At 31.1% G+C, this 21,126-nt stretch carries 19 protein-coding genes and 1 pseudogene; 17 read left to right on the top strand and 3 right to left on the bottom strand.

The window, feature by feature from the left end:
- Position 1 precedes the first annotated feature (1 nt).
- Positions 2–1,942, bottom strand: coding sequence for a peptidylprolyl isomerase (locus tag H0I26_RS09110; RefSeq protein ID WP_256935309.1), 1,941 nt, complete (start codon positions 1,940–1,942; stop codon positions 2–4).
- A 301-nt stretch (positions 1,943–2,243) separates the two neighbouring features.
- On the opposite strand from H0I26_RS09110, the gene H0I26_RS09105 reads away from it, so the two are divergent.
- The 8 genes from H0I26_RS09105 to H0I26_RS09070 all read left to right on the top strand — a co-directional run bounded on the left by H0I26_RS09105 (position 2,244) and on the right by H0I26_RS09070 (position 9,511).
- Complete coding sequence (locus H0I26_RS09105; RefSeq protein ID WP_218701938.1) at positions 2,244–2,696, top strand: SRPBCC family protein; 453 nt, start codon at positions 2,244–2,246, stop codon at positions 2,694–2,696.
- 2 nt (positions 2,697–2,698) lie between these two features.
- Positions 2,699–2,935, top strand: coding sequence for a hypothetical protein (locus tag H0I26_RS09100; protein WP_218701937.1), 237 nt, complete (start codon positions 2,699–2,701; stop codon positions 2,933–2,935).
- Between the two features lie 16 nt (positions 2,936–2,951).
- On the top strand, positions 2,952–3,455 hold the full coding sequence (locus tag H0I26_RS09095; RefSeq protein ID WP_218701936.1) for a hypothetical protein: 504 nt from the start codon (positions 2,952–2,954) through the stop codon (positions 3,453–3,455).
- A 60-nt stretch (positions 3,456–3,515) separates the two neighbouring features.
- On the top strand, positions 3,516–4,811 hold the full coding sequence (locus tag H0I26_RS09090; protein WP_218701935.1) for a sulfatase-like hydrolase/transferase: 1,296 nt from the start codon (positions 3,516–3,518) through the stop codon (positions 4,809–4,811).
- A 124-nt stretch (positions 4,812–4,935) separates the two neighbouring features.
- Entirely contained in the window at positions 4,936–5,592 is a 657-nt protein-coding gene (locus H0I26_RS09085) for a DUF2452 domain-containing protein (RefSeq protein ID WP_218701934.1), read from the top strand.
- Positions 5,593–5,982: 390 nt separating this feature from the next.
- Positions 5,983–6,459, top strand: coding sequence for a DUF6155 family protein (locus H0I26_RS09080; RefSeq protein ID WP_218701933.1), 477 nt, complete (start codon positions 5,983–5,985; stop codon positions 6,457–6,459).
- A 446-nt stretch (positions 6,460–6,905) separates the two neighbouring features.
- Entirely contained in the window at positions 6,906–7,529 is a 624-nt protein-coding gene (locus H0I26_RS09075; RefSeq protein WP_218701932.1) for a hypothetical protein, read from the top strand.
- A 449-nt stretch (positions 7,530–7,978) separates the two neighbouring features.
- Positions 7,979–9,511: a WG repeat-containing protein gene (locus H0I26_RS09070; protein ID WP_218701931.1), complete on the top strand. Its 1,533-nt coding sequence runs from the start codon at positions 7,979–7,981 to the stop codon at positions 9,509–9,511.
- 88 nt (positions 9,512–9,599) lie between these two features.
- On the opposite strand, the gene H0I26_RS19720 is transcribed toward H0I26_RS09070, so the two are convergent.
- Positions 9,600–9,953 (bottom strand): group II intron maturase-specific domain-containing protein, encoded by a 354-nt coding sequence (locus H0I26_RS19720; RefSeq protein WP_411268251.1) that lies wholly within the window; start codon positions 9,951–9,953, stop codon positions 9,600–9,602.
- Between the two features lie 177 nt (positions 9,954–10,130).
- A pseudogene (locus tag H0I26_RS19715) lies at positions 10,131–10,793 on the bottom strand (reverse transcriptase domain-containing protein); the annotation flags it as partial.
- Between the two features lie 967 nt (positions 10,794–11,760).
- On the opposite strand from H0I26_RS19715, the gene H0I26_RS09060 reads away from it, so the two are divergent.
- The 9 genes from H0I26_RS09060 to H0I26_RS09020 all read left to right on the top strand — a co-directional run bounded on the left by H0I26_RS09060 (position 11,761) and on the right by H0I26_RS09020 (position 21,105).
- Positions 11,761–13,431, top strand: a complete 1,671-nt coding sequence (locus tag H0I26_RS09060) for a DUF4832 domain-containing protein (RefSeq protein WP_218701930.1) — start codon at positions 11,761–11,763, stop codon at positions 13,429–13,431.
- A 122-nt stretch (positions 13,432–13,553) separates the two neighbouring features.
- Entirely contained in the window at positions 13,554–14,249 is a 696-nt protein-coding gene (locus H0I26_RS09055; protein WP_218701929.1) for a hypothetical protein, read from the top strand.
- Positions 14,250–14,486: 237 nt separating this feature from the next.
- Positions 14,487–15,251 (top strand): helix-turn-helix domain-containing protein, encoded by a 765-nt coding sequence (locus H0I26_RS09050; RefSeq protein WP_101018002.1) that lies wholly within the window; start codon positions 14,487–14,489, stop codon positions 15,249–15,251.
- Positions 15,252–15,288: 37 nt separating this feature from the next.
- Positions 15,289–16,287 carry a medium chain dehydrogenase/reductase family protein gene (locus H0I26_RS09045; protein ID WP_218701928.1) on the top strand — a complete coding sequence of 333 codons (999 nt, stop codon included), beginning with the start codon at positions 15,289–15,291 and terminating at the stop codon, positions 16,285–16,287.
- A 383-nt stretch (positions 16,288–16,670) separates the two neighbouring features.
- Positions 16,671–17,627: a hypothetical protein gene (locus H0I26_RS09040; protein ID WP_218701927.1), complete on the top strand. Its 957-nt coding sequence runs from the start codon at positions 16,671–16,673 to the stop codon at positions 17,625–17,627.
- Positions 17,628–18,038: 411 nt separating this feature from the next.
- Positions 18,039–18,746: a hypothetical protein gene (locus H0I26_RS09035; RefSeq protein WP_218701926.1), complete on the top strand. Its 708-nt coding sequence runs from the start codon at positions 18,039–18,041 to the stop codon at positions 18,744–18,746.
- A 110-nt stretch (positions 18,747–18,856) separates the two neighbouring features.
- Positions 18,857–19,507: a peroxiredoxin-like family protein gene (locus H0I26_RS09030; protein ID WP_218701925.1), complete on the top strand. Its 651-nt coding sequence runs from the start codon at positions 18,857–18,859 to the stop codon at positions 19,505–19,507.
- 221 nt (positions 19,508–19,728) lie between these two features.
- Positions 19,729–20,292 (top strand): TetR/AcrR family transcriptional regulator, encoded by a 564-nt coding sequence (locus H0I26_RS09025; RefSeq protein WP_218701924.1) that lies wholly within the window; start codon positions 19,729–19,731, stop codon positions 20,290–20,292.
- Positions 20,293–20,358: 66 nt separating this feature from the next.
- Complete coding sequence (locus tag H0I26_RS09020; RefSeq protein WP_218701923.1) at positions 20,359–21,105, top strand: SDR family NAD(P)-dependent oxidoreductase; 747 nt, start codon at positions 20,359–20,361, stop codon at positions 21,103–21,105.
- Positions 21,106–21,126 lie beyond the last annotated feature (21 nt).

Below are 21,126 nucleotides of genomic sequence, written 5' to 3'. Positions count from 1 at the left end.
TTTATTTTAATTCTGCTTTAACTTGTGTTAATACCTCTTGATTAACAATCACCTTGTACTTTTCTTCTAAACTTGCCAACCACTCTTTTTCTTTTTGTTCCTGAAAATCGGATATCACGTTACCTTTAGACGCTTCATAAGTTTTTAATGTCTTAGGAATAACAGATTTTATTTGAACAACACTAAAGGCGTCATTGTGTTTAAATATTTTAGAAACCCCTTTTGTTAACTCTAATCCCTTTGGTAAAGCTTGATGATTGTTATCTAATGTATCAGTAATAAAACTAACGTTGATTTTAGAATCAGAATTTAATTGCGTTTTTATAGTCTCTGGTGCCGTATTATTTTCTAAAAGTTTAGCTACTTTTTTAATAACGCTTTTCTTTGCTGAAGAGGCCACAATTGCATCCACTCTAACATCATAAAAGTATTTATCTTTATTTACCTTATAAAAGGCTTGTAGTCCTACAGAATCTTTTTTAGCCGCATTCCAAATTTCAGTTTCCATTAAATCAAACAGTAATAAACCATCTCGATATTCCGTTAAAATTTGAGCATACTCCTCGTTTTCATTCTCTAGATTTTGTTCTTGATAGGCTTTTAAATTACTTTCTAAAAAAACCTTATAATTTTCATCTACTAGTGTTTCAAATGCTGTTTTAACTTGACGTTTACGCTGACTTTTAAATAAAAAGTCTGCAAATTCTTTATATACAATTTGCTTGTCTCCAATCTTAACTAACAACGTTTCTCCTTTAAAACCTTCTGGAATCTTCCAGTTACTTCTAAAAAAGTCATCATTTAAAATAGCTACAAACGGTTTTAAATCTGGATGTTCTGTTGCAACATTATACTTTTTATATAAACCTTCTAATCGCTTATCATTAATAACTTTAGATCGTGAATCACGTTTAATTTTATTCTTTAATTCTGGCGCCAATTCTTTAAACGATTTTACTCCATTTTTTTCTAGTAACTTAACAATATGATATCCAAACTCCGATTTGAACGGCTTGCTAATCGCGTTTATATTTTCAATTCCAAAAGCTTGATCCTCGAATATTTTAGAACTTAATTGGCCCGCCGAAAATGTATTCAGTTTGCCCTCATTACTACTAGAACTTTTATCTTCTGAAAACTGTTTCGCAAGTGCTCCAAAATCTTCACCTTGTTTAACACGTTTATAAATTTCGTTAATACGATCCTCAACATTTTTCTCGTCTGCCTTATCCTCTAGCATTATATGTGCTACTGTGACGTCTCCTCTATTCTTGCGCTTATCTTTTACTAAAACCACATGAAACCCAAACTGTGTTCTAAATGGTGCCGACCACTCGCCTACTTTAGTATTATAAGCAGCATTCTCAAAAGCATAAACCATTTTAAAAGCTGTAAAATAGCCTAACTCTTCAGCAAATAAAGTTCGTCCGTTATGAATATCCTTTTTTACCGCATCAAAGCCTTCGGTTATAGCACGACTTCTTAACTTTTGAAGTTCTTGAAACGCTAAAATAGAATCTTTAGGACTCGCATTGGGATCTATTTTGACTAAAATGTGGTTGGCATCAACCTCTGTTTGAAGTCTATTATATGCTTCTTCAACTAACTGGTCTGTTACTTTATTATCGTTTAGGTAATTTTTAGCTAACTGGTTCTTGTAGTTACCAAATTCTCTAAGATAAGATGTTTTTTTATCCAACTCTAAAGCCTTCGCTTCTGCTATCTTAAGTTTATACTTTACAAATAGATCTAAATAATTGTCTATATCTTTTTGTGAATCGTCTTTGACTAAGTCTAAATTTTTATTGTAAACACGTTTAAACTCTGAGGTATAAACAGGGACATCATCTACTGTAAATAAAACATTGTTATCTTGGGCTTTAGCAAAAAAACAAGAACATAAAAAAACTAGTAATGTGGCACGTAAAACATTCATTTTCATAAAAAAGAGCACTTTTATTAGCAATGTCTGCAAAAATAGCAATATTACACTATAATACAAGCACTTTTACTAACGATACTATAAACTATTTATTATACTTTTTAAGGCATATTTAAAACACTAAAGTCATACATTTTTTGCTTCATGACTGTTATAATAGTATTAAAGTTTAAAAAAAAATATTTACTGTTTTCCTTTTGAAGTTTAAAAATCAACAAATTAGCCGTAACCCCCATATTTTATCATAAGGTTGTTTGTTTTTAAAATTACTTTAATAACTTTGATTTTTATCCCTTAAAACATGAAATATACTACAAAAATCATTATTAATAAGCCCGTATTAGACTGCTTTAGTTTACTAGAAGACCATAGTAACATCAAGTATTGGCAAGAAGGGTTAGAAAGTTACGAGCATATTTCTGGAGACCTCGGAGAGATTGGTTCTAAAATAAAACTAAATTATGTTTTTGGTAAACGACAAATGAGTCTAACCGAAACCATTACTGGCAAAGAAAAAGGGAAAGTTATTCATTTTAATTTTGACACTTCTGGCATGCACAACATACAAGAGAATTATTTTGAAGCATTGGATGACAATACCACAAAATGGGTTAGTACTAACCATTTTGCGCCTACAAAATTTAAATCTCATTTGATGTTGACATTGATGCCTAAAGCATTTAAAAAACAATCTAAAAAGTATTTAAATGATTTTAAAAAATTTGCCGAAAACGAAACTTTAGTTATAAAATAATTATGAGACAACTTAAATTAATTTGGGATTTTAGAGGTCCTGATGCTTTAAAAATAGCACAACACCACGTCATACACCTTAAGGAGTTTATTGCGTTAGAAAAAACCGAATTAAATATTACTGACGTGGAACAATTAAGCGATATGCATAGTATTGCTTTTATGGTTGTAAATGAAACAGAAATGAAACCCATACGTGATGCTTTAAAACCACACCGCGGACAAGTTTACACGCCGTAATTTAAACAATATGACATTGAGAAACAAAGAGCTGTTTTGGTGTATTGGATCAGTAATCCTAGTCTTAATTTTAAACATTTTTATCTTTGGAATTGATGCTATAAACGCTAATGCTGCTCTTACATTAAATGTCCATGATACTTCTTTTATCATTGCCAATTATCATTTTGTTTTATTACTAAGTGTTTTTGTCTTTTTTACAATTTACCTTGTTAGAACATTACATTATAATTTCAAAAACGTTATAGCTAATCTTGTTTTAATGTTTTCCATCTTATTATTCATTTTAATTTTGACAGGTATAGATTCAATATTAAATACTCTAATTAATCAAACTACTGGATGGACAATTTACCCACCTTTGAGTGCCACCAATAACTTACCTAAAATTCAACCGAAAGCAAATTATTTACAAATAGCATCCCAATGTCTTTTTTTTACTCAAATAGTCTTACTTATTTTACTAGGATATTTCGGATTTAAAACAGGACTACATTACAAAAAGAATAGCGTAGCATAAAAAGAGCCTAAAACACATCCTTCTATTTCATTTAAAAAAAAAGAGCTTCAAAAACTAAACATGAAATACACCTACTTAATAGTATTCGTTTTAACATTCCTAGCCTGCAATCAGTCTAAAACAAATAAAGACACTCTAATTTCGAAAACAACTTCAAGTACTCCTAATATTTTATTTCTTATTGCGGACGATATGGGTAAAGATGCTATTGGTGGTTTTTCAGAAGGCCATATAAAACCAAAAACCCCACACATTGATAGCATACGTCAATCAGGATTAAGCTTTAGTAATTTTTGGACCTATCCAACTTGCTCTCCTACCAGAGCCTCAATGATCACTGGTAAATATGGTTATCGTACTAATGTTAGATGGGCAAATCAAGTTCTAGATCCCTCAGAATTAATCTTACAGAAATATATTAACACTAATACAAATAACAAATACGCCACTGCTGTCGTTGGTAAGTGGCACTTATCAGGGTTTGACACGACCACTAACCCAGAAAATTTTGGATTAGATTACTACGCAGGTCTTTTTAATGGCTCAGTAAAGGATTACTACAATTGGCCTTTAACGGAAGATGGCATCAGCAAAACAAGTACAGAGTACACGACTACAAAATTCACTAATTTAGCTACAAATTGGATACAACAACAAGACAAACCTTGGTTTATGTGGTTAGCTTATAATGCACCACACACACCTTTTCACGTGCCTCCAAGTATCATGCACAACCAAGGCCCATTGCCTGAATACACAAATCAATTAGATCCAACCCCCTATTTTATGGCTTCTATCGAAGCTATGGATTATCAAATAGGACAATTACTAGATCAATTACCTAAAGCCGAAAGAGATAATACAGTCATTATTTTTATTGGTGATAATGGTACAGAACCCGATGTTGCGCAAGCCCCTTACGGTAGCAACCAAGTTAAAAGATCCATTTATCAAGGCGGTATTAATATGCCTCTATTTGTTTCTGGTAAAGGAGTTACAAGAACAGGGATAGACACTAACTTGATTACAAGTTCTGATATATTTGCAACGTTATCAGAAGTTGCAGGAGTAACTACTACCGAAATTAATGACAGTAAAAGTTTTAACTCCCTTTTTACAAAAGAAGATCGTATTAGAAAGTATCAATATTCTGAAATGAAAAACAATACAAAAGATGCCTGGACCATAAGTAACGGTGCATACAAACTATTAATTTTTGCTAATGGTACTGAAGAGTTTTATAATTTAGAAGTTGATCCTTACGAGAAAAAAAATCTAGTCTTACAAACATTAACTTATGATCAAGAATACGTAAAGACACAGTTAGAAGAAGAATTGTTTACAATCAGACAATAAACACCGCTGTAGACTTTAATAAAAAAAATCGACTATCTTACGTCATACTATAACTGTTGATATTAATCATTAAAATGATATTGTATCGTCTAGAAATTACTACCTATTAAAAAAAACATCATGTATGAATGAAAATTATTCAATTTTTAGAAAGTTTTCTAGTTTAGAACAAGCAAGCGAACTGAAAGCGTTATTATCAAAAAACGGAATTGAATCGGAACTGGCCGACAATGTTCCTCCTGTAGATGTTACTTTTGCTGGTAATACACTACAAAATCAAATAGAGGTAAGACTAAAGCAAGTGGATTTTAAACAAGCTGAAAAAATTTTAGAAAAGGACGCTGAAAATTTGATAAATGAAATTGGCAGAGACTATTACTTGTTTGAATTTACTAATGAAGAACTTTATGAAATATTACTCAAATCTGATGAGTGGGGTGACTTTGACTATTCACTAGTACAAAAAATATTAACAGAAAGAGGTAAACCAATCGATAAAGATTTGCTGAATTCATTAAAAAATGAACGTTTAAAAGATTTAGCTAAACCAGAAGGCAATCAAAAGCCTTGGATAATTGGAGGGTATGCATTTGCCTTTTTAGGTGGGTTTTTAGGGTTAATCATTGGGTATTTCTTGTGGACTTCTAAAAAGACGTTACCAAATGGACAAAAAGTATATTCCTATTCTGCTAATGATAGAAAACACGGGAAATACATTTTCTATATTGGACTAATTATTGCGCCTACCGCAATGTTATTTAGAGTTGTTGGTCAATTTTAACCGAGAAAAAAACGAGTATAACTATGTCTATAAAAAAAAAAATATAAATCGGAACTAAAACAACGGTTTGAACAATTTTTAGAATTTACCACATTCAAAAACTACACCTATCTATTATCGAAAAGCAATCCGCTTATTACGGGATTAATTTAGATGTGCGAGACATTATATTTCTTTCGAAAACAAAAAAAGCTTTAAAATAATAATTCACTTTAATTAATAAATCAAGCCTCCACTCTCCTACTAAAACCTAAATCGTATTTGCTTTACCTACTTGATGTTGTTAAAAAAATAAATTATATTAGAGCACGATAGACTTACTGATTTAAATCATTAAAACAATATCATCTTAAAGTTAATAGCAAACTAAAAACAGTATTAGATCTAAATATGGCACTTAGAGACTTAAAAAAGGAATTAAACCAAATGGACAAAACTGAAATCATAAAACTGGTTTTAGAAATGTATAAAAAAATTCCTGACGCAAAAAATTACTTGAATATATTAACCACGGGGGATATTGAACAACTAATAAAAAAATATAAAAAAGAAATAGAAAAATATATTTATCCAAAGGGGAGAAATATGGATTTACGTGAGATTGAGGCTCGAAAAATAATTCGCACAGTTCGTAAAATGAATATTATAGCACTCAATATTGAATTAGAATTACATTATGTAAGTTGTTGTCTAGAAATTATTGAAGATTTTGGGTATTATGATAGGACTTATTATAATGCCCTAGCAAAGATGTTTGACAACGCGGTTAGTGGAATCTTTGAACTTGGAATGGAAGAGAAATATAACGATCAAGTACTATTTTTATCCTCAAAAGCTAGTGAATATGGACTTGACTTAAACTATTAACTAATTGCGTTTTTTTGTCAATACAAAAGGCGTTGTGTATTTGTTACATTCCTTTTATTTTCAAAAATTGTATACATACAAACAGCCTATTTATTCTTACACAAAACCGTTGTACTCTTTTCTAAATAAAAAACAACCGTAAACAAAGTACATCTCTTAAGCAGTGTTTTGAAATAAGTTCATTTTAATTAATAAAACAAGTAGCTCTGCTTTTATCATAACTGAAATGATCATCCCTTTTGCTATTTGACTTTAATAAAAAAATCGACTACCTTCGAAAATAATAGAACTGCTGATATAAATCATTAAAACGATGGCACACCACCTTTACGTTAAGCTCAATTTTTATCTTCTTCTAAAAATAAATTACTATCGGCTAACGGACTAGAAAGAAAAGATCCCTAATATTATTAAAAAAAACGTTAATCAATATAACAACATCTTTAATGAAAAAAATCACCTACATAATTTACTTTTTAATTTTAGTATCCTGCAGTACTCCAAAGAATTTAAAATTTAAACCTTCTGAAATTGAAAAAATCGAAGTGTTTTCTAAATATTTAGGAGCAAATATTAAAATAAGGGGGAATTTTAAAGAAGACTTTATAGTTGATTTAAATAAATCTAATATATTTTATACCGAAGAAAATATAAGTACACATAAAATTATTATTTACAACAAAAATAAAAAAACAGACACCTTTTTGACCGATGGGTATATATACCAAAATAAAAATTACTATAAATCAAAAGAAAATCTAATTAAAAAGTACGCTATTGAAGAACATCATTTTTTATCTGACACCATACTAGGGAAGCTAAAAACTTTTGAATTACTTCAGATTTATTTAAAAAAAGAAAAGTACGACAAACTACCTACTTTATTTGTAGAAGAAGTACAATGGTTTTTTAAAGAAATAAGAAAAAACGATAAAAAAAGATTTAAACGCTGGTGCTCATTATGGACCTTTGATAAAGCAACCTATGAAAAACACGTCGTTACAATAATAAATGGTGAAGACAGCCTTTTCGATTATGAAAATAATGGTTGGAAAATAAACCAAAAGTAGATAACAAAACAATAATTAATCCGTTTTTATAAAATTCGTCAAATCATTTTGATTTGACTTTTGAACAAAATCAAGATAAAGACAAATAAAAGTGATTAATCGAAAATCTATCATTTTAAATACCACACTGTCTACCTCTAAAACAAAATGTTTTTACACAAAAAAACAACCGTAAACAAAATACATCTCTTAAGCAGTGTTTTGAAATAAACCTTTAAAACGATAATAGTTCATTTTAATTAATAAAACAAGTAGCTCCGCTTTTATCATAACTGAAATGATCATCCCTTTTGCTATTTGACTTTAATAAAAAAATCGACTACCTTCGAAAATAATATCACTGCTGATATAAATCATTAAAACGATGTCATATCATCTTAAAGTTAGCTATAATTATGAATACGACCAAGTTCTTATTAAACCAAACTCAAACATTAATTAAATTAATTATGCCAAATTTTAAAAAAATAATTTTCCCGTTCGTTCTAGTTTTTATGTCTATAATGTCTTTTTCACAAGGCTTGAACAAAGAACAAAGAACAAAACTTAAGAAAAAAGGTTACAGTATTGAAAAATTCCAAAATGGATATGCCGTAATTTATAATCGAGAAAGAAAAAGGGGTATCATAGATAGAAATGGGAAAATCATACTAAAGACAAAATATACATACCTTTCAAATGTTTCAGATAAAGGCAATATGATTACGGGAGACTTTATTTATGGAGGAAATGATGGAGGCGGAGCACCCAAAATAGGATTAAAAAACATCAAAATAATTACTTTAAAAGGAGACGTTATAAAAGAAGCTGAATTCGCGAATATGAAGATTCAATTTCTTAAATACAATCAAAATTACAGCGTTGCGTCATACTTCAAATTATGGAATAGCGACCGAATAGGTGGTCTAATAGATTGCAACGGGGACTATATTATAAAGCCTATATATGATTATATATCTTTTTTTAATAATGATGGGAAAATTATTACATTTTTGAAAAACGAAATGTATATATTTAATAACAAAGGAATACAATTAAACAAAACACCTTTAAAATATAAAATTGAACTTCATAGTCAATCTACCACTAGGTTTCCTTTGCTTAAAAACGGGAACACTTCAAGTCTACAGGTTATTGATGAAAATGTAATTTGCAGTAAAGATGGTATTAATTATGGTGTTTTTAACCTTAAAGATGACAAAGCATTAGTACCTTTTCAGTACGAGAAAATTGCCACAAAATTACTTATAAAAGACAAGGATACATTAGGATATAAGGTATATAAAAATAAGCTGTCGGCACTCGTTGATTATAAAACAAACAATGAAGTTTCTCCTTTTATATTTGAAGAAATTACAGATCTAATTCAATTTAAAAATAAACTTTTTTTAGAAGGACATACGTTAAAAAACAAAGAAGAAATATGGACTAATTATTTGAACTTGGAAACTAAGGAGTTAATTTTTCCAAGTGAATTAGAATTATACAACGCCACTCCAATAAATTCAGATTTCTGGATAGTCAAGACTTTTGGAGCATTACCTAGTGGCGTTTCATCACAGGCATACAGCGTTTATAACGTGAAAGAAACTCAATATATTGAACCACCAGAATTAGGGAAATATTCGTCAATTGATAGATTAAGTAGTAATTTATTATTATTTAATAAAAAAAATAGTGAATCCTGGATATACGATTTAAACAAGAAGGAAACTGTCAAGTCATTTTCGCAAAAACCTCGTTTTAGTAAATTTAAATTAAGCAAAGATGGTGTTGTAAAAAACTTTATCGTGATTACAGCTGACAGGAAAAACACATTATATGATGAAGAGTTTAATGTCATTTTTAAAGATTTATATTATTCATCTTCCTATATAGAAAAGGACCGTTACATAATAAAAGAAAGGATAGATAAGAAATATGTGAGAACTGCCTATGGAATTGACGGAAAGGTAATTGGAGAAAAATATAAGTATAAGTAACTATAGCTAATCGAGTAGACGGCTCCGACTAAAATAGCCGGAGTGCGCCTCTCACACCACCGCACGTACGGGTCTCGTATACGGCGGTTCACCAAATTGAAGTTTGCGTATTATTAATATAATCTAACAAAGGTTTATACCCTTTTCGTTTAAGCCTAGAAGTTGTGATAGTAGTCTTTAAAATAGGACTTTGAGCTACTGCCCAACCTCCCATTCTGGTTCTACTCCAAGCATAAGCTTGTCCTACCTCTACACCTAATTGAATCAAGTTTTTACGCTTGCGTTCTAGTTTCTTCCAATCATGCCAAATACAATAGCGTAATCGATTTCTTAACCATTCATCTAGCTTTTTACTTTTTGCATAGATGTTCGTTAGACGATAATTAGTCATCCAGCCTCGGCAGACTTGATTAAGCCGAGCAAGACGTTCTAACAACGACATCGGTTTGGTTTTCTTGGTGATACTTTTTAGATTACGTTTAAACTTTGCCCAACTGTTCTTAGCTACCACTAATGCATATTGTCCTTTCACTCCCTTTTTATAAATGGGCACAAAACCATGTCCGAGTAACTCAAAATTTACAGGTCTACGCAGGCCACTTTTGGCTTTATTTATAGGCAATTTAAGTCTGTCTCTTAAAAAGACAAACAGTTTGTTTCCTATTTGTTTCGCCTCGCTTTTACTTTTAGCGTAAACGCTAAAATCATCAGCATAGCGCACATAACGCAAGCCCATACTTTTCATTTCTTTGTCCAAAACATCTAACATAATATTAGATAATAACGGACTGATTGGACTGCCTTACGGGATTCCTTTTCTGCGCTTTTTGAGTCTTCCATTTATTAAAATGGGAACTCTTAGCCATTTTCGGATTAACCGTAAGGTGGTTGGACATTTTACCTTGTGGTAAATAAGTTGCAGTAAAATACAATGGTCGACTTGATCAAAGAATCCTTCTAAATCAATATCTACAATATCTTGGTAACCTGAATTGATATACGTTTGAGCTTGTAGTACTGCTTTTTGGATGTTCTTTTGTGGACGGAAACCGTAACTAACGGGTTCAAAATCATATTCGAAATAAACCATTAATTGTTGACTTACCGCCTGTTGTAGCCATCTATCTACTACCGTGGGTATTCCTAAAAGTCTAATTTTACCTTGTCCTTTTGGAATAGTTACCCCTAATATTGGTTTTGGAGTATAGCGGTTTTCTCGAATGGTGGATAGTACTATTGAACGGTTTTCTAATATATATTTAGAAAGCTTCGTTGTTTTCATACCATCTATACCGCTCGCGCCCTTATTGCGCTCCACTTGTCGTGTTGCTTTATAAAGGTTTGTTGCTGCTAATACATTTTCAATCATAGGGTTAATAATACGTGTACTCCTGTTGCTCTAAAACTAGGCTAGCTAAGCATCCTAGTCGAATTACAACGTAATTTAATGTTCTGTCCTTCCTTACTTGTGAGACCTATGGGGTTTTCCCAACTCGTGTCCTATAAGTACTATGACTTCTGCTGACTTCTCCAAATAGTCAACTCGTAACTTTGGAGACCTCCCCAGGTAATGGCATCTTCTTTCACTCAATCACTGCCGTATCTACATAATTATCCTTTTAGTACTATTTGGGCGTTACAAAGGTGTGCTTGCTTACCCGAATAATTATGCCTCTGTATACGATTTCTGTTTAGTTTATGCTGAGCGCAGCCGAAGTATCAGTACCGAGTTTTGTAGTCTCGCTTCCTTCAGATAAAACCTCACGGTTTTCACCCTTGCGACTTACTAATGCTTCAGAACGTTACTCCTGCGCATAAGGGACTTGCACCCTCTAGATTAATTATTTACCTTTAGGTAAATTAAAAGATGCCCATGCTGGGCACACACAACGGCTATAATTCATTGCGGCGGAATTTTTCTCCGAAAATTCCTACCTTTCAACCATCGCTTGGTTCTCGCGGAATGGTCCTCGCGGACAATTCCACAACGAAACCATAGCCAAACCGTTATATTATTTTAGAAAACAAAAAATACATTATTCCTATTGCGTGTCTGTTATATAAAAATAATCCAATCAATTAAGCTTCTACCCATTTATCAAGATATAAATTCTAGCCTCTATTGCTCCTTGACTTTAATATAAAAATCAACTATCTTCGAAAACACTATAATTGTTGATCTAAATTATTAAAACGAGGTCATAACCTCTTAAAGTTGTGCGTCCTCAAAAAAACAAATGTAACTTCATATGAAAACTCTAAATATAACTAGTCTCCTTAAAAAATCATTCCTAGTAACCCTTAGTTTAATATGTAATGTGCTATTATTTGGTCAATCCGTAAATTATAGTCCCGCTACGGATATTATTGCAAATCCAGAGAGAGGTTTACAAAAATATTCTATAACATCTAGTGATTATGCCACAACTACAAACTACAATAATCTTTCTGTTCAAACTTTAAACAGTTGGAAAACAAGCCCTGATAAAGTAACCGTTGTATACCGTTACTTTCTTTTAGATGACTTCTTAAACTCAGATATCAATGCCACTTTTTTAGAAAATATTCAAACTGATTTTAATAACGTCAGAATAGCGGGCTTAAAAATTATTGTAAGATTTTCATATTCTAATGCTCAAGGAACAGCTGCTCAGCAACCAATAAAATCTCAAATATTAACACATATTTCTCAACTTTCAACAGTATTAAACACTAATAAAGATGTGATTTTTTCATTACAAGCTGGTTTTATTGGTACTTGGGGCGAATGGTATTATACAAACTCTACAGAATTTGGTACAGATGGCACAATCTCGGAATCGCAATGGGCTAATCGTAAAGAAATAATTGATGCCATGTTAACAGCAACACCTATAGAAATCCCAATTCAAGTTAGGTATGCAGGTATTAAAACTAGAATGTATGGTAATACACAATTAAACGAGCAAACTGCTTATCAAAATACAGCAAACGCCAGAATTGGCTTTTATAATGATGCCTTCCTGAACAACTATGGAGACCAAGGAACTTACTCGGGCGTATCGGAATGTGAAAACCCAGTTGGCTCAAGCGATTATAACTATATTTCTAACGAAACCAAGTATTTACCAATGACAGGAGAAACCAACGGGCTTAACAGCTGTGCTGGTATTGATAGAACTGGTGGCGCTAATGCAGTATATGAGTTAAACTTAACTAATTGGACAACCATTAATAGAGATTACTATACCCCCTTTTGGAATCAAGTAGTCAGTTCTGCTCATTATAACCAAATTGTAAAAAATATTGGCTACAGATTTGTTTTAAACTCATCATCAATAACATCAAACAATAGTGATTTTGAATTAACTTTAGACTTATCAAATGTGGGGTACGCAAGACCTTTTAAAGAGAGAAAACTATATTTAGTTTTGAAGAATACTGTCACAGATGAAATTACAACAGCATTAATCAATACTGATATTAGAACTTGGGAATCTGCGGTTTCAATCACGCAAAATTTCAATTTAGGCCTAACAGGAACATTTCAATTATACCTTTGGATGCCAGATAGCGAAACTGCTCTAGAATCAAATCCTGATTATAGTATTCAATTTGCAAATGCAAACACTTGGGAACCACTAACAGGATATAATAATTTACAACAAACAATATCTTTAAGCAGTACACTTAATGTTGATACTTTTTTGCCTAATACCAATTTTTCAATTTATCCAAATCCAACATCCGATTTTATTACAATAAAATTAAAAAAATCAGATAGTGCCATAATTCAGATTTTTGATACTAATGGACAATTAATCAAAGAGCTTTTAGTTTCTAATAATTATAAAATAGATCTTTCAAACTTATCAAATGGACTGTATTTAATACGTTTTAAAAATAATACTTCAGCCAATATTAAATTTATAAAGCAATAATATAAAAAGCAAAACAGTGGTTATAATTAATACCGGTTTTGGACCTCTTAAATAAGTCTAACAAATCTTTTTTGATTAAACATCAAGGAAATTTAAAATAAAATTGGCCTTAAATAGAAAAGATGAAAATTACATCACTAATTAGTTTTTTTGTCCTAAGTATAAGTTTAGGACCAATAGCTATTCAAAGTCATTGGAGAAATAGTCCTCTGTTTGAAATCGAAAAAGAAAAACAAAATGATAGCTTCATACTTTCAAAAAACACAACAAAATGGAGCGATTTAATAGCAATAAAGCAGTTACAACTTGACAATAAACCAACAGACTTAATTGAAAAAGGACAAAAAACTATAACTAGGGATACGATTAAAAAAGAGGTGAACAATAGTTTTAAACTATCACTAATTTATTACCCAGGCAACCTAGATTGCAAAAATTGTGAAGCGATTATTACTGAGATAAAAGAAAATGGGATTTTCACCCATAAATATCAAAGTGTATCTGGAGGGTCTGGTATTATTCAAGGTCAGTTAAACAAATCTAACCTTCAATATTTTAGAAATTTAACTTTACAGGCCTTAGTGCATAAATATCCGAAAACAGATTTTTTAAATGGAGAAAAAGTCATCCGTAAGGATGTAGCACAATTTTATTTTTTAATTCATTCAAATAATAAAATAAAAAAAAGTGTATTTGTTGGCACCCCTCCAAATGGAGGAAAACTAATTGAATTTTTACTTAATATTGCTGAATTTGAAGACTGGGAAAGAATCTATACATACATCTTCGAAATAAAAACGGTAACCAACAAAAGCTAAACGTTACATTACTTTAGAAAACACAAAAACACCACACTCAAGTGGTATTGTTTTTATAAATATGATATTTTAAACAAGCTTCTACTCTTTTATCACAACTTAAATTCTAGCCTCTTTTGAGACTTGACTTTAATAAAAAAAGGGACTACCTTCGAAAATAATATAACTGCTGATATAAATCATTACAATGATGTTGTATCATCTTTAAAACTGTCCATTATTAAAGAATAATAATTTATGAATCAAATAATACTATGGAAGGACATGACGCTGTTTTGGGGAAGCAACCCTAAAGCAGTTTCTGAACACCATCATCCAACGATTCAATTGGTTTTAGCTACACAAAACAGTTTTAGTTCGAAAAATAAAGATGGTGATTGGGTAAAGAAAACGGGGTTATTAATTGCTCCTAACTATTTCCATGAGTGCAATGCAAAAAACGTTCACATTCTCAGCCTAGATATTGATCCAGAATCCGCTTTAGGGGAATGGATTCTTAAACATCAATTAAACGGTCAAAAAATTATTGATTTTTCACCAGAATCTAAAAAAAAATCATTTTTTGAAGACCTATCTCAAAAATTCAAAAATAAAAAATGGAATGAAATAAGAGCAATCATTGAACGTTCTTTTTTATTTCAACAGACTTATGAGTCATCACAAAAAGATGACCGAATTGAAAGTGTTTTAAATTTCATTTCACAAAATAGTAATACCCCAATTACTACAAAAAAACTTACTGAGGTTGCCTTTCTCAGTGAAAGTAGATTGCTACACTTATTTAAAGAGAAGATGGGAGTTCCCATTAGGAATTATATACTTTGGTATAAGCTAAAGATTGTTATTACCCAAATATCAGAAGGGAACTCACTCACAAAATCGGCATATGAAGCTGGCTTTTCTGATCAAGCGCATATGACTCGCACTTGCGTCAATATGATAGGCGTATCTCCCTCTACATTTTCTAAAAACAGCAAATTCATTCAAGTTTCTTACCCGTAATAATAAGACTTTTGTATTAAATAAAATACATAGTATTATGAAATATAAGAGTGTTGTTTTAACAAAAAAAGGAGGTCCAGAGGTCTTACAAATAACAGAAAACGAACTTTGTCCTCCCAATAATGGAGAAGTGCAAATTAAGGTATTAGCTTGTGGTGTGGGACGTACAGATATAGCTATGCGTTATGGTTATTATCCTTTTGCACCAAAAAAACCTTTTGTTCCAGGGTATCAGATTGTAGGTATCATAGAAGCAGTTGGAACTAAAGTAAAACAGTTTAAAATTGGTGATAGAGTTGCTTCATTAACCGTTTATGGAGGCTATTCAGAATACATTTATTTGGAACCACAACATTTGGTAAAGGTCCCTGAAAATGTAAAATCTGAAGAAGCGACATTACTTATTCTTAACTACGTGACGGCCTATCAGATGCTAAAAAGGGTTGCTAACGTTCAAAAAGGAGATAAGATTTTAATAACTGGTGCAAGTGGAGGTGTTGGTACTGCGTTACTTGATTTAGCTAAATTAGAAGATTTGAATGTTTATGCTCTAGCATCAAAACACAAACATGAAACCATTGAAAAAATGGGAGCATTTCCAATGGATTATAACTCCACGAATTGGATGAAACTAATCAAAACCAAAGAATTGAAAGGTTTAGATTTTGTGTTTGATGGGATAGCTAAATCCTACATAGATAAAGGTTTTAGTCTATTAAAAAAGGGAGGGAAATTAGTGGAGTTTGGTTATCCTAGTTTTTTAGGAATGTTATCAAGCTTATTCAAAATAATGCTTCTCAATTCTTTTCCCAATGGACGGAATGCAGAGTTTTACGGAATCTCAGGAGCTTACAAAAAAGATAAATCAACAATTCTATATGATTTGGAAGCACTACTAACACTATTAAAAGATAAAAAAATAAAGCCTATAATTAGTACCCGAATGCCAATACTTGAGGCTTCCGAAGCCAACAAATTACTGGAAAGCGGCTTGGTTTCAGGAAATATAGTATTATTAGCTTCTGAATTACTTTAAAAACAAATAACATGCACAACACTGAATAAAAAAACAGCCGTTTTAGTGCTTCGTATAAAGCTAGTCTCTTTGTATGACATTTAGTGATAAATTGAAAAAATATAACTTTGAAATCCTTTATTATTTTAATATCAAACGTTATATTATTTCCGAAAACAAAAAAAACACCACGCTTAAGTTGTTGTTGTTTTTGAATAAACCTTTAAAGCAATAATTGTTCACTTTAACTAATCATACAAGCTTCTACTCTTTTATCACAACTTAAATTCTAGCCTCTTTTGAGACTTGACTTTAATAAAAAAAGGGACTACCTTCGAAAATAATATAACTGCTGATATAAATCATTACAATGATGTTGTATTATCTTAAAGTTGTGGTTAATTTTGAAAAAAAATAATATGGGGTTTTTTAAAAATATTTTCGGAGGAACATCAGATAAGGGTTCAAATAAAAATAGTCCGATTCAAGTTATCGAAGAAACCTTAGAAATTCAATTCCCTGTAAGATTTAAAGAATTTATAACAGGTATAATTCTTCCAAACAAAGATGTAAAACTTGAACTCCTTGATGGTCAATACAAATTTTTAGACTCTTTATTCACCACAGATAAATTAAATGAATATGAAAGCGTTATATCTGTTTCGGATAAACTAAATGAATCGTATTACATTGAGGATATTGGCCTAGTAAAAATTCCTTTTGCAAAATCGACAGAAGGTGATGGGTTGAAATATCTATATTTTATTAACGAAAAAGGAAATATCTCTAATGAAAATATTTATCTACGAGATTTGGATTCTCCTAAAACTGGAAGAATTCCATTATCTAGCGAACTGCCATTTGTAATTCGACAATCTGGAGAAGTAAATGGCCAATATATTGTATCCAATCAATCCCTAAATTTTACAGAAGCTAATAAATGGGCTCAAATTCCTGAATTTATTAATATATGGAAAGACAGTTACGGATTAACCATTCAAGATGAAAACAAAGAAGATAATTGTAACATTGATTTATATTTAATTAATTACAAAATGGACAATGCTGAAGAAAACTTTTCAAAAATTGAAGTTCAAACTACTATTAATTACCAAGGAAAGAGAATTGATTCTGCAATGGCATTTGAAGTAGATAATTCTGCGCTACAATACCAATTTGCCAATAATATTAATTATAGAATATTCTATCATAAGCTTTTATGTATTCTTAGCACTCTATCTACCACTAAAAATGATTTAAAAAACAATCATGCAATTGATTTAGAGCCATATTTAAACACATTAAACTTGAAAGATTTAGCTACGCCTAAATTTATTCAGGTTGATGAACAAAGTGCATAAAAACTAACCACAACAAAACCTAAACGTAATGCGGACTTTAAGGCTAAACCTAAAGGTCTGTGTATATTTATGAAGTCGCTAAATCTTATGGATTTAGCTTTGTGCTAAGACGGAAACGAAAGGTTTCCTTACTTCCGCACTGGGCTTAGCTCAAGCGTTATATTATTTTCGAGAACAAAAAAACATCATTCCTATTTTGTGTCTTTCATATAATAATAATAATAATAATACAATCAATCAAACGTCTACCCATTTATCAAAATATAAATTGTCGGTTCTTTTGCGACTTGACTTTAATAAAAAAATCGACTACCTTCGAAAATAATATAACTCCTGGTATAAATAATTAAAACTAGGTCAGATCATCTTAAATTTTACAATTGTTGAAAACAATATCTTGGAATAAATAATATGAAAAGACCACATTATACGTCAAAAAATATTTTCAATAAATTTGTAATCTTATCTACAATAGTTTTCTGCTTATACAATTGCTCAAATAAAAATCATGAAATTATCATTGATTCAGCATTTTTGAATGACAATAGTGTGGTAATTGATCACAGTATCACTGTTGTTAATAAAGTACAAAAAGCCTTTTTTGAAAAGATTCTTTTGAAATCAGGAAATCATAGTTTATCAATTAATGGCAAAGAAACTAACTTTGAGATAACTAAAAATGGACTTTTAAATTTAAATCACCAACAATTCATTGTTTTTCCTATTAGATATGAGAATAGTGAGTCAATGAGCGTGCGTTCTTTTGATTTACCTTTAATTGTAGGGGACACAATGATAATTTACAGCTATGCTAAGAACCAAAGTCAACTTGAAAAATCACTAAAAAATACGCGTTCATCATTTCTTTATTCAAAGGACAGAATTACATTAACTTCAAATAAAGATATATTTATACCAAAGACTTGGGACTATACAATATCTACATTACCTGATAAAATAAGTAACAATCATAACTCAAAAGATGTAAAAGTAATTTTAGAAGTTTTAGATTTTTATAAACTGTTTAAAGCAGGTTATTACACTGGTTATAAAGCTGAAAAACTAGAAAATGAAAATTTAAAAGACTTAATCATCGCTTTATCTAATAAAATTCAATAATTCAATTACCAAGAGTTAAAAATTTAGTGACATTCAAAAGATTAAATTTAAAATATGGGTAAAAAAGAATAAGATAGCACATTATTATCAAGCAAAAATTAAAGAAAATAATGAAAACATTAAAAGAACAAACTGACGCTAAAATTGCAGCAGGACGACAAGCTAATCCGGACTTTATGAAAGGCGTAGATGCTATTATTAATAAAGCAAAAGCCTTTCAACAAGGAGATGATGCTATTAAAGTTGGAGAAAAAGCGCCAAGTTTTGAACTGCCTAATCCTGAAGGACAATTAATAACATTAGAAACCTTGTTAGAAAAAGGCCCTGTGGTCGTCACTTTTTATCGCGGGAGTTGGTGTCCCTACTGCAACTTACAATTAAGAGCTCTGCAAGCCAAACTAGACGATATCCATGCTTTGGGTGCTACATTAGTTGCTATCAGTCCACAAGTACCAGATGGATCATTAACAAAAAATGAAATTAATGAAATGGAATTTACTGTACTGTCAGACCAAGATGCAACAGTTGCGACACAATATGGAGTTGCATGGGAAGTCCCAGATTTTTTGATGGATCATATGCGCGTAGATCGCCATCTTGATTTAGAAAAAATCAATAATGGTAATGCTAGCATATTACCTATTCCTGCGACATTTATTGTGGCTAATGACGGTGTTGTTGCATGGCATTATGTTAATGTGGATTATAGAACACGTGCAGAACCTGATGAGATTATTGAAGCGTTGAAAAAGCTGTCATAACCTATATACATTTTGTTTAGTCTTATGACTAACACTATCTAAGAACACAACTTTTTGTACAAAGCAATGGACAAAGGCTTTAAAAAACACACCATTAAAAATGGATTTTAGTCTCACCAATCCTAAGGTTTAACAAAACCCTATTTGTTAAATAACAACTAACATTTTATTAAAAATAGACAAGTCTGTCTATTTTTAATAAAATGTTATATATTTGCCACATGAAACATTCTGAAGTAAAACATAGAATTATTGAAACGGCCTCTTTATTATTTTATAAGAATGGTTATAACTTAACAGGTATCAATGAGATTATTTCGGAAGCAGGAATTGCAAAAGCCACATTATATAATCATTTTAAATCTAAAGAAGACATTTGCTTGGCATACCTTCAATTTAAAAACATAAACTTTTTACAAGATCTTGAAGATTTTGCGAGTACAAAAACTAAAGGAAAAGCTCAAATACTAGCTATTTTCGATTTTCTAAATCAGTTTTTTATGAATAAAGATTTTAATGGTTGTTGGTGTATCAAAACGGTGGCTGAGATACCAAAAGATAACGAACGCATTAGAACAGAAATCCAGTCTCAAAAAAACGAGTTTATTCAGTTAATTACTTCGTTAATTACCAATAACCTAGCCCCTCTTAACAAAACGCAAACCGAGTCTCTAGCTAGACAGATTTATCTATTGTACGAAAGCGCTGTAGGCGAAAGCCACTTACACCAAGCCGATTGGCCTATAAAAGAATCGAAATACTTGTGTAGCTTAATATTAGCCTAAAAAAATTTGACACACAAAAGACAGACCTGTCTGTCTAATATTAAAAATAAATAAAAATAAATTAAAATGAAAGAATTTGAAAACAAAGTAGCCTTAGTTATTGGAGGAACAAGTGGTATTGGTAACGCTACAACAAATGCACTATTAGAAAGTGGCGCAATCGTACATGTTGTGGGTAGAAATACCGCTAAAATTGGTGATGCTCCAAATTTAATTAAGCATACTGTAAATATCTCTAACACTACAGAAGTAGAACGCTTAATAGAAAGCATCAATGGATTAGACAATTTAGACTACCTAGTAAATGCTTCTGGAATATTTGGACCTAAACCATTTTTAGACCATACTATGGAGGATTATAATTCTTATTTAGATTTAAATAGAGGGTTCTTTTTTATAACGCAAAGTGCTGCTAAAAAAATGAAAGCTACCCAAGGGGGCGCCATAGTTAATGTCGGATCCATGTGGGCTAAACAAGCTGTAAAAGCAACACCATCTACAGCATACTCTATGCAAAAAGCGGGTTTACATACCTTAACTAAGCATTTAGCAATGGAGCTTGCAGAAGACAATATCCGTGTTAATGCTGTTTCTCCCGCGTTAGTAAACACGCCTGTTTACCACGGTGTTTTTGGTGGTAAAGACGCTGCCGATAAAGCGCTAGTTGGTTTTAATGGTTTTCATCCTATTGGACGTTTTGGAGAAGCAACAGATGTTTCTAATAGCATCTTGTTTTTACTATCTGACAAAGCAGCTTGGGTTACTGGTGCTATTTGGGATACCGATGGTGGTGTAATGGCTGGTAGAAATTAAAAAAAAGAATAGAAAGTCATA

The sequence above is a fragment of the Olleya sp. HaHaR_3_96 genome, from assembly GCF_019278545.1.
GTDB lineage: Bacteria > Bacteroidota > Bacteroidia > Flavobacteriales > Flavobacteriaceae > Olleya.
The sequence above is the reverse complement of the archived record's forward strand: the minus strand, read 5'-3'. Positions and strand labels throughout refer to the sequence as shown.

Coding starts and splice junctions, on each gene's coding strand:
- H0I26_RS09110 (WP_256935309.1), bottom strand. CDS start 1,942: ATGAAAATGAATGTTTTACGTGCCACATTACTAGTTTTTTTATGTTCT.
- H0I26_RS09105 (WP_218701938.1), top strand. CDS start 2,244: ATGAAATATACTACAAAAATCATTATTAATAAGCCCGTATTAGACTGC.
- H0I26_RS09100 (WP_218701937.1), top strand. CDS start 2,699: ATGAGACAACTTAAATTAATTTGGGATTTTAGAGGTCCTGATGCTTTA.
- H0I26_RS09090 (WP_218701935.1), top strand. CDS start 3,516: ATGAAATACACCTACTTAATAGTATTCGTTTTAACATTCCTAGCCTGC.
- H0I26_RS09085 (WP_218701934.1), top strand. CDS start 4,936: ATGAATGAAAATTATTCAATTTTTAGAAAGTTTTCTAGTTTAGAACAA.
- H0I26_RS09080 (WP_218701933.1), top strand. CDS start 5,983: ATGGCACTTAGAGACTTAAAAAAGGAATTAAACCAAATGGACAAAACT.
- H0I26_RS09075 (WP_218701932.1), top strand. CDS start 6,906: ATGAAAAAAATCACCTACATAATTTACTTTTTAATTTTAGTATCCTGC.
- H0I26_RS09070 (WP_218701931.1), top strand. CDS start 7,979: ATGCCAAATTTTAAAAAAATAATTTTCCCGTTCGTTCTAGTTTTTATG.
- H0I26_RS19720 (WP_411268251.1), bottom strand. CDS start 9,953: ATGTCGTTGTTAGAACGTCTTGCTCGGCTTAATCAAGTCTGCCGAGGC.
- H0I26_RS09060 (WP_218701930.1), top strand. CDS start 11,761: ATGAAAACTCTAAATATAACTAGTCTCCTTAAAAAATCATTCCTAGTA.
- H0I26_RS09055 (WP_218701929.1), top strand. CDS start 13,554: ATGAAAATTACATCACTAATTAGTTTTTTTGTCCTAAGTATAAGTTTA.
- H0I26_RS09050 (WP_101018002.1), top strand. CDS start 14,487: ATGAATCAAATAATACTATGGAAGGACATGACGCTGTTTTGGGGAAGC.
- H0I26_RS09045 (WP_218701928.1), top strand. CDS start 15,289: ATGAAATATAAGAGTGTTGTTTTAACAAAAAAAGGAGGTCCAGAGGTC.
- H0I26_RS09035 (WP_218701926.1), top strand. CDS start 18,039: ATGAAAAGACCACATTATACGTCAAAAAATATTTTCAATAAATTTGTA.
- H0I26_RS09030 (WP_218701925.1), top strand. CDS start 18,857: ATGAAAACATTAAAAGAACAAACTGACGCTAAAATTGCAGCAGGACGA.
- H0I26_RS09025 (WP_218701924.1), top strand. CDS start 19,729: ATGAAACATTCTGAAGTAAAACATAGAATTATTGAAACGGCCTCTTTA.
- H0I26_RS09020 (WP_218701923.1), top strand. CDS start 20,359: ATGAAAGAATTTGAAAACAAAGTAGCCTTAGTTATTGGAGGAACAAGT.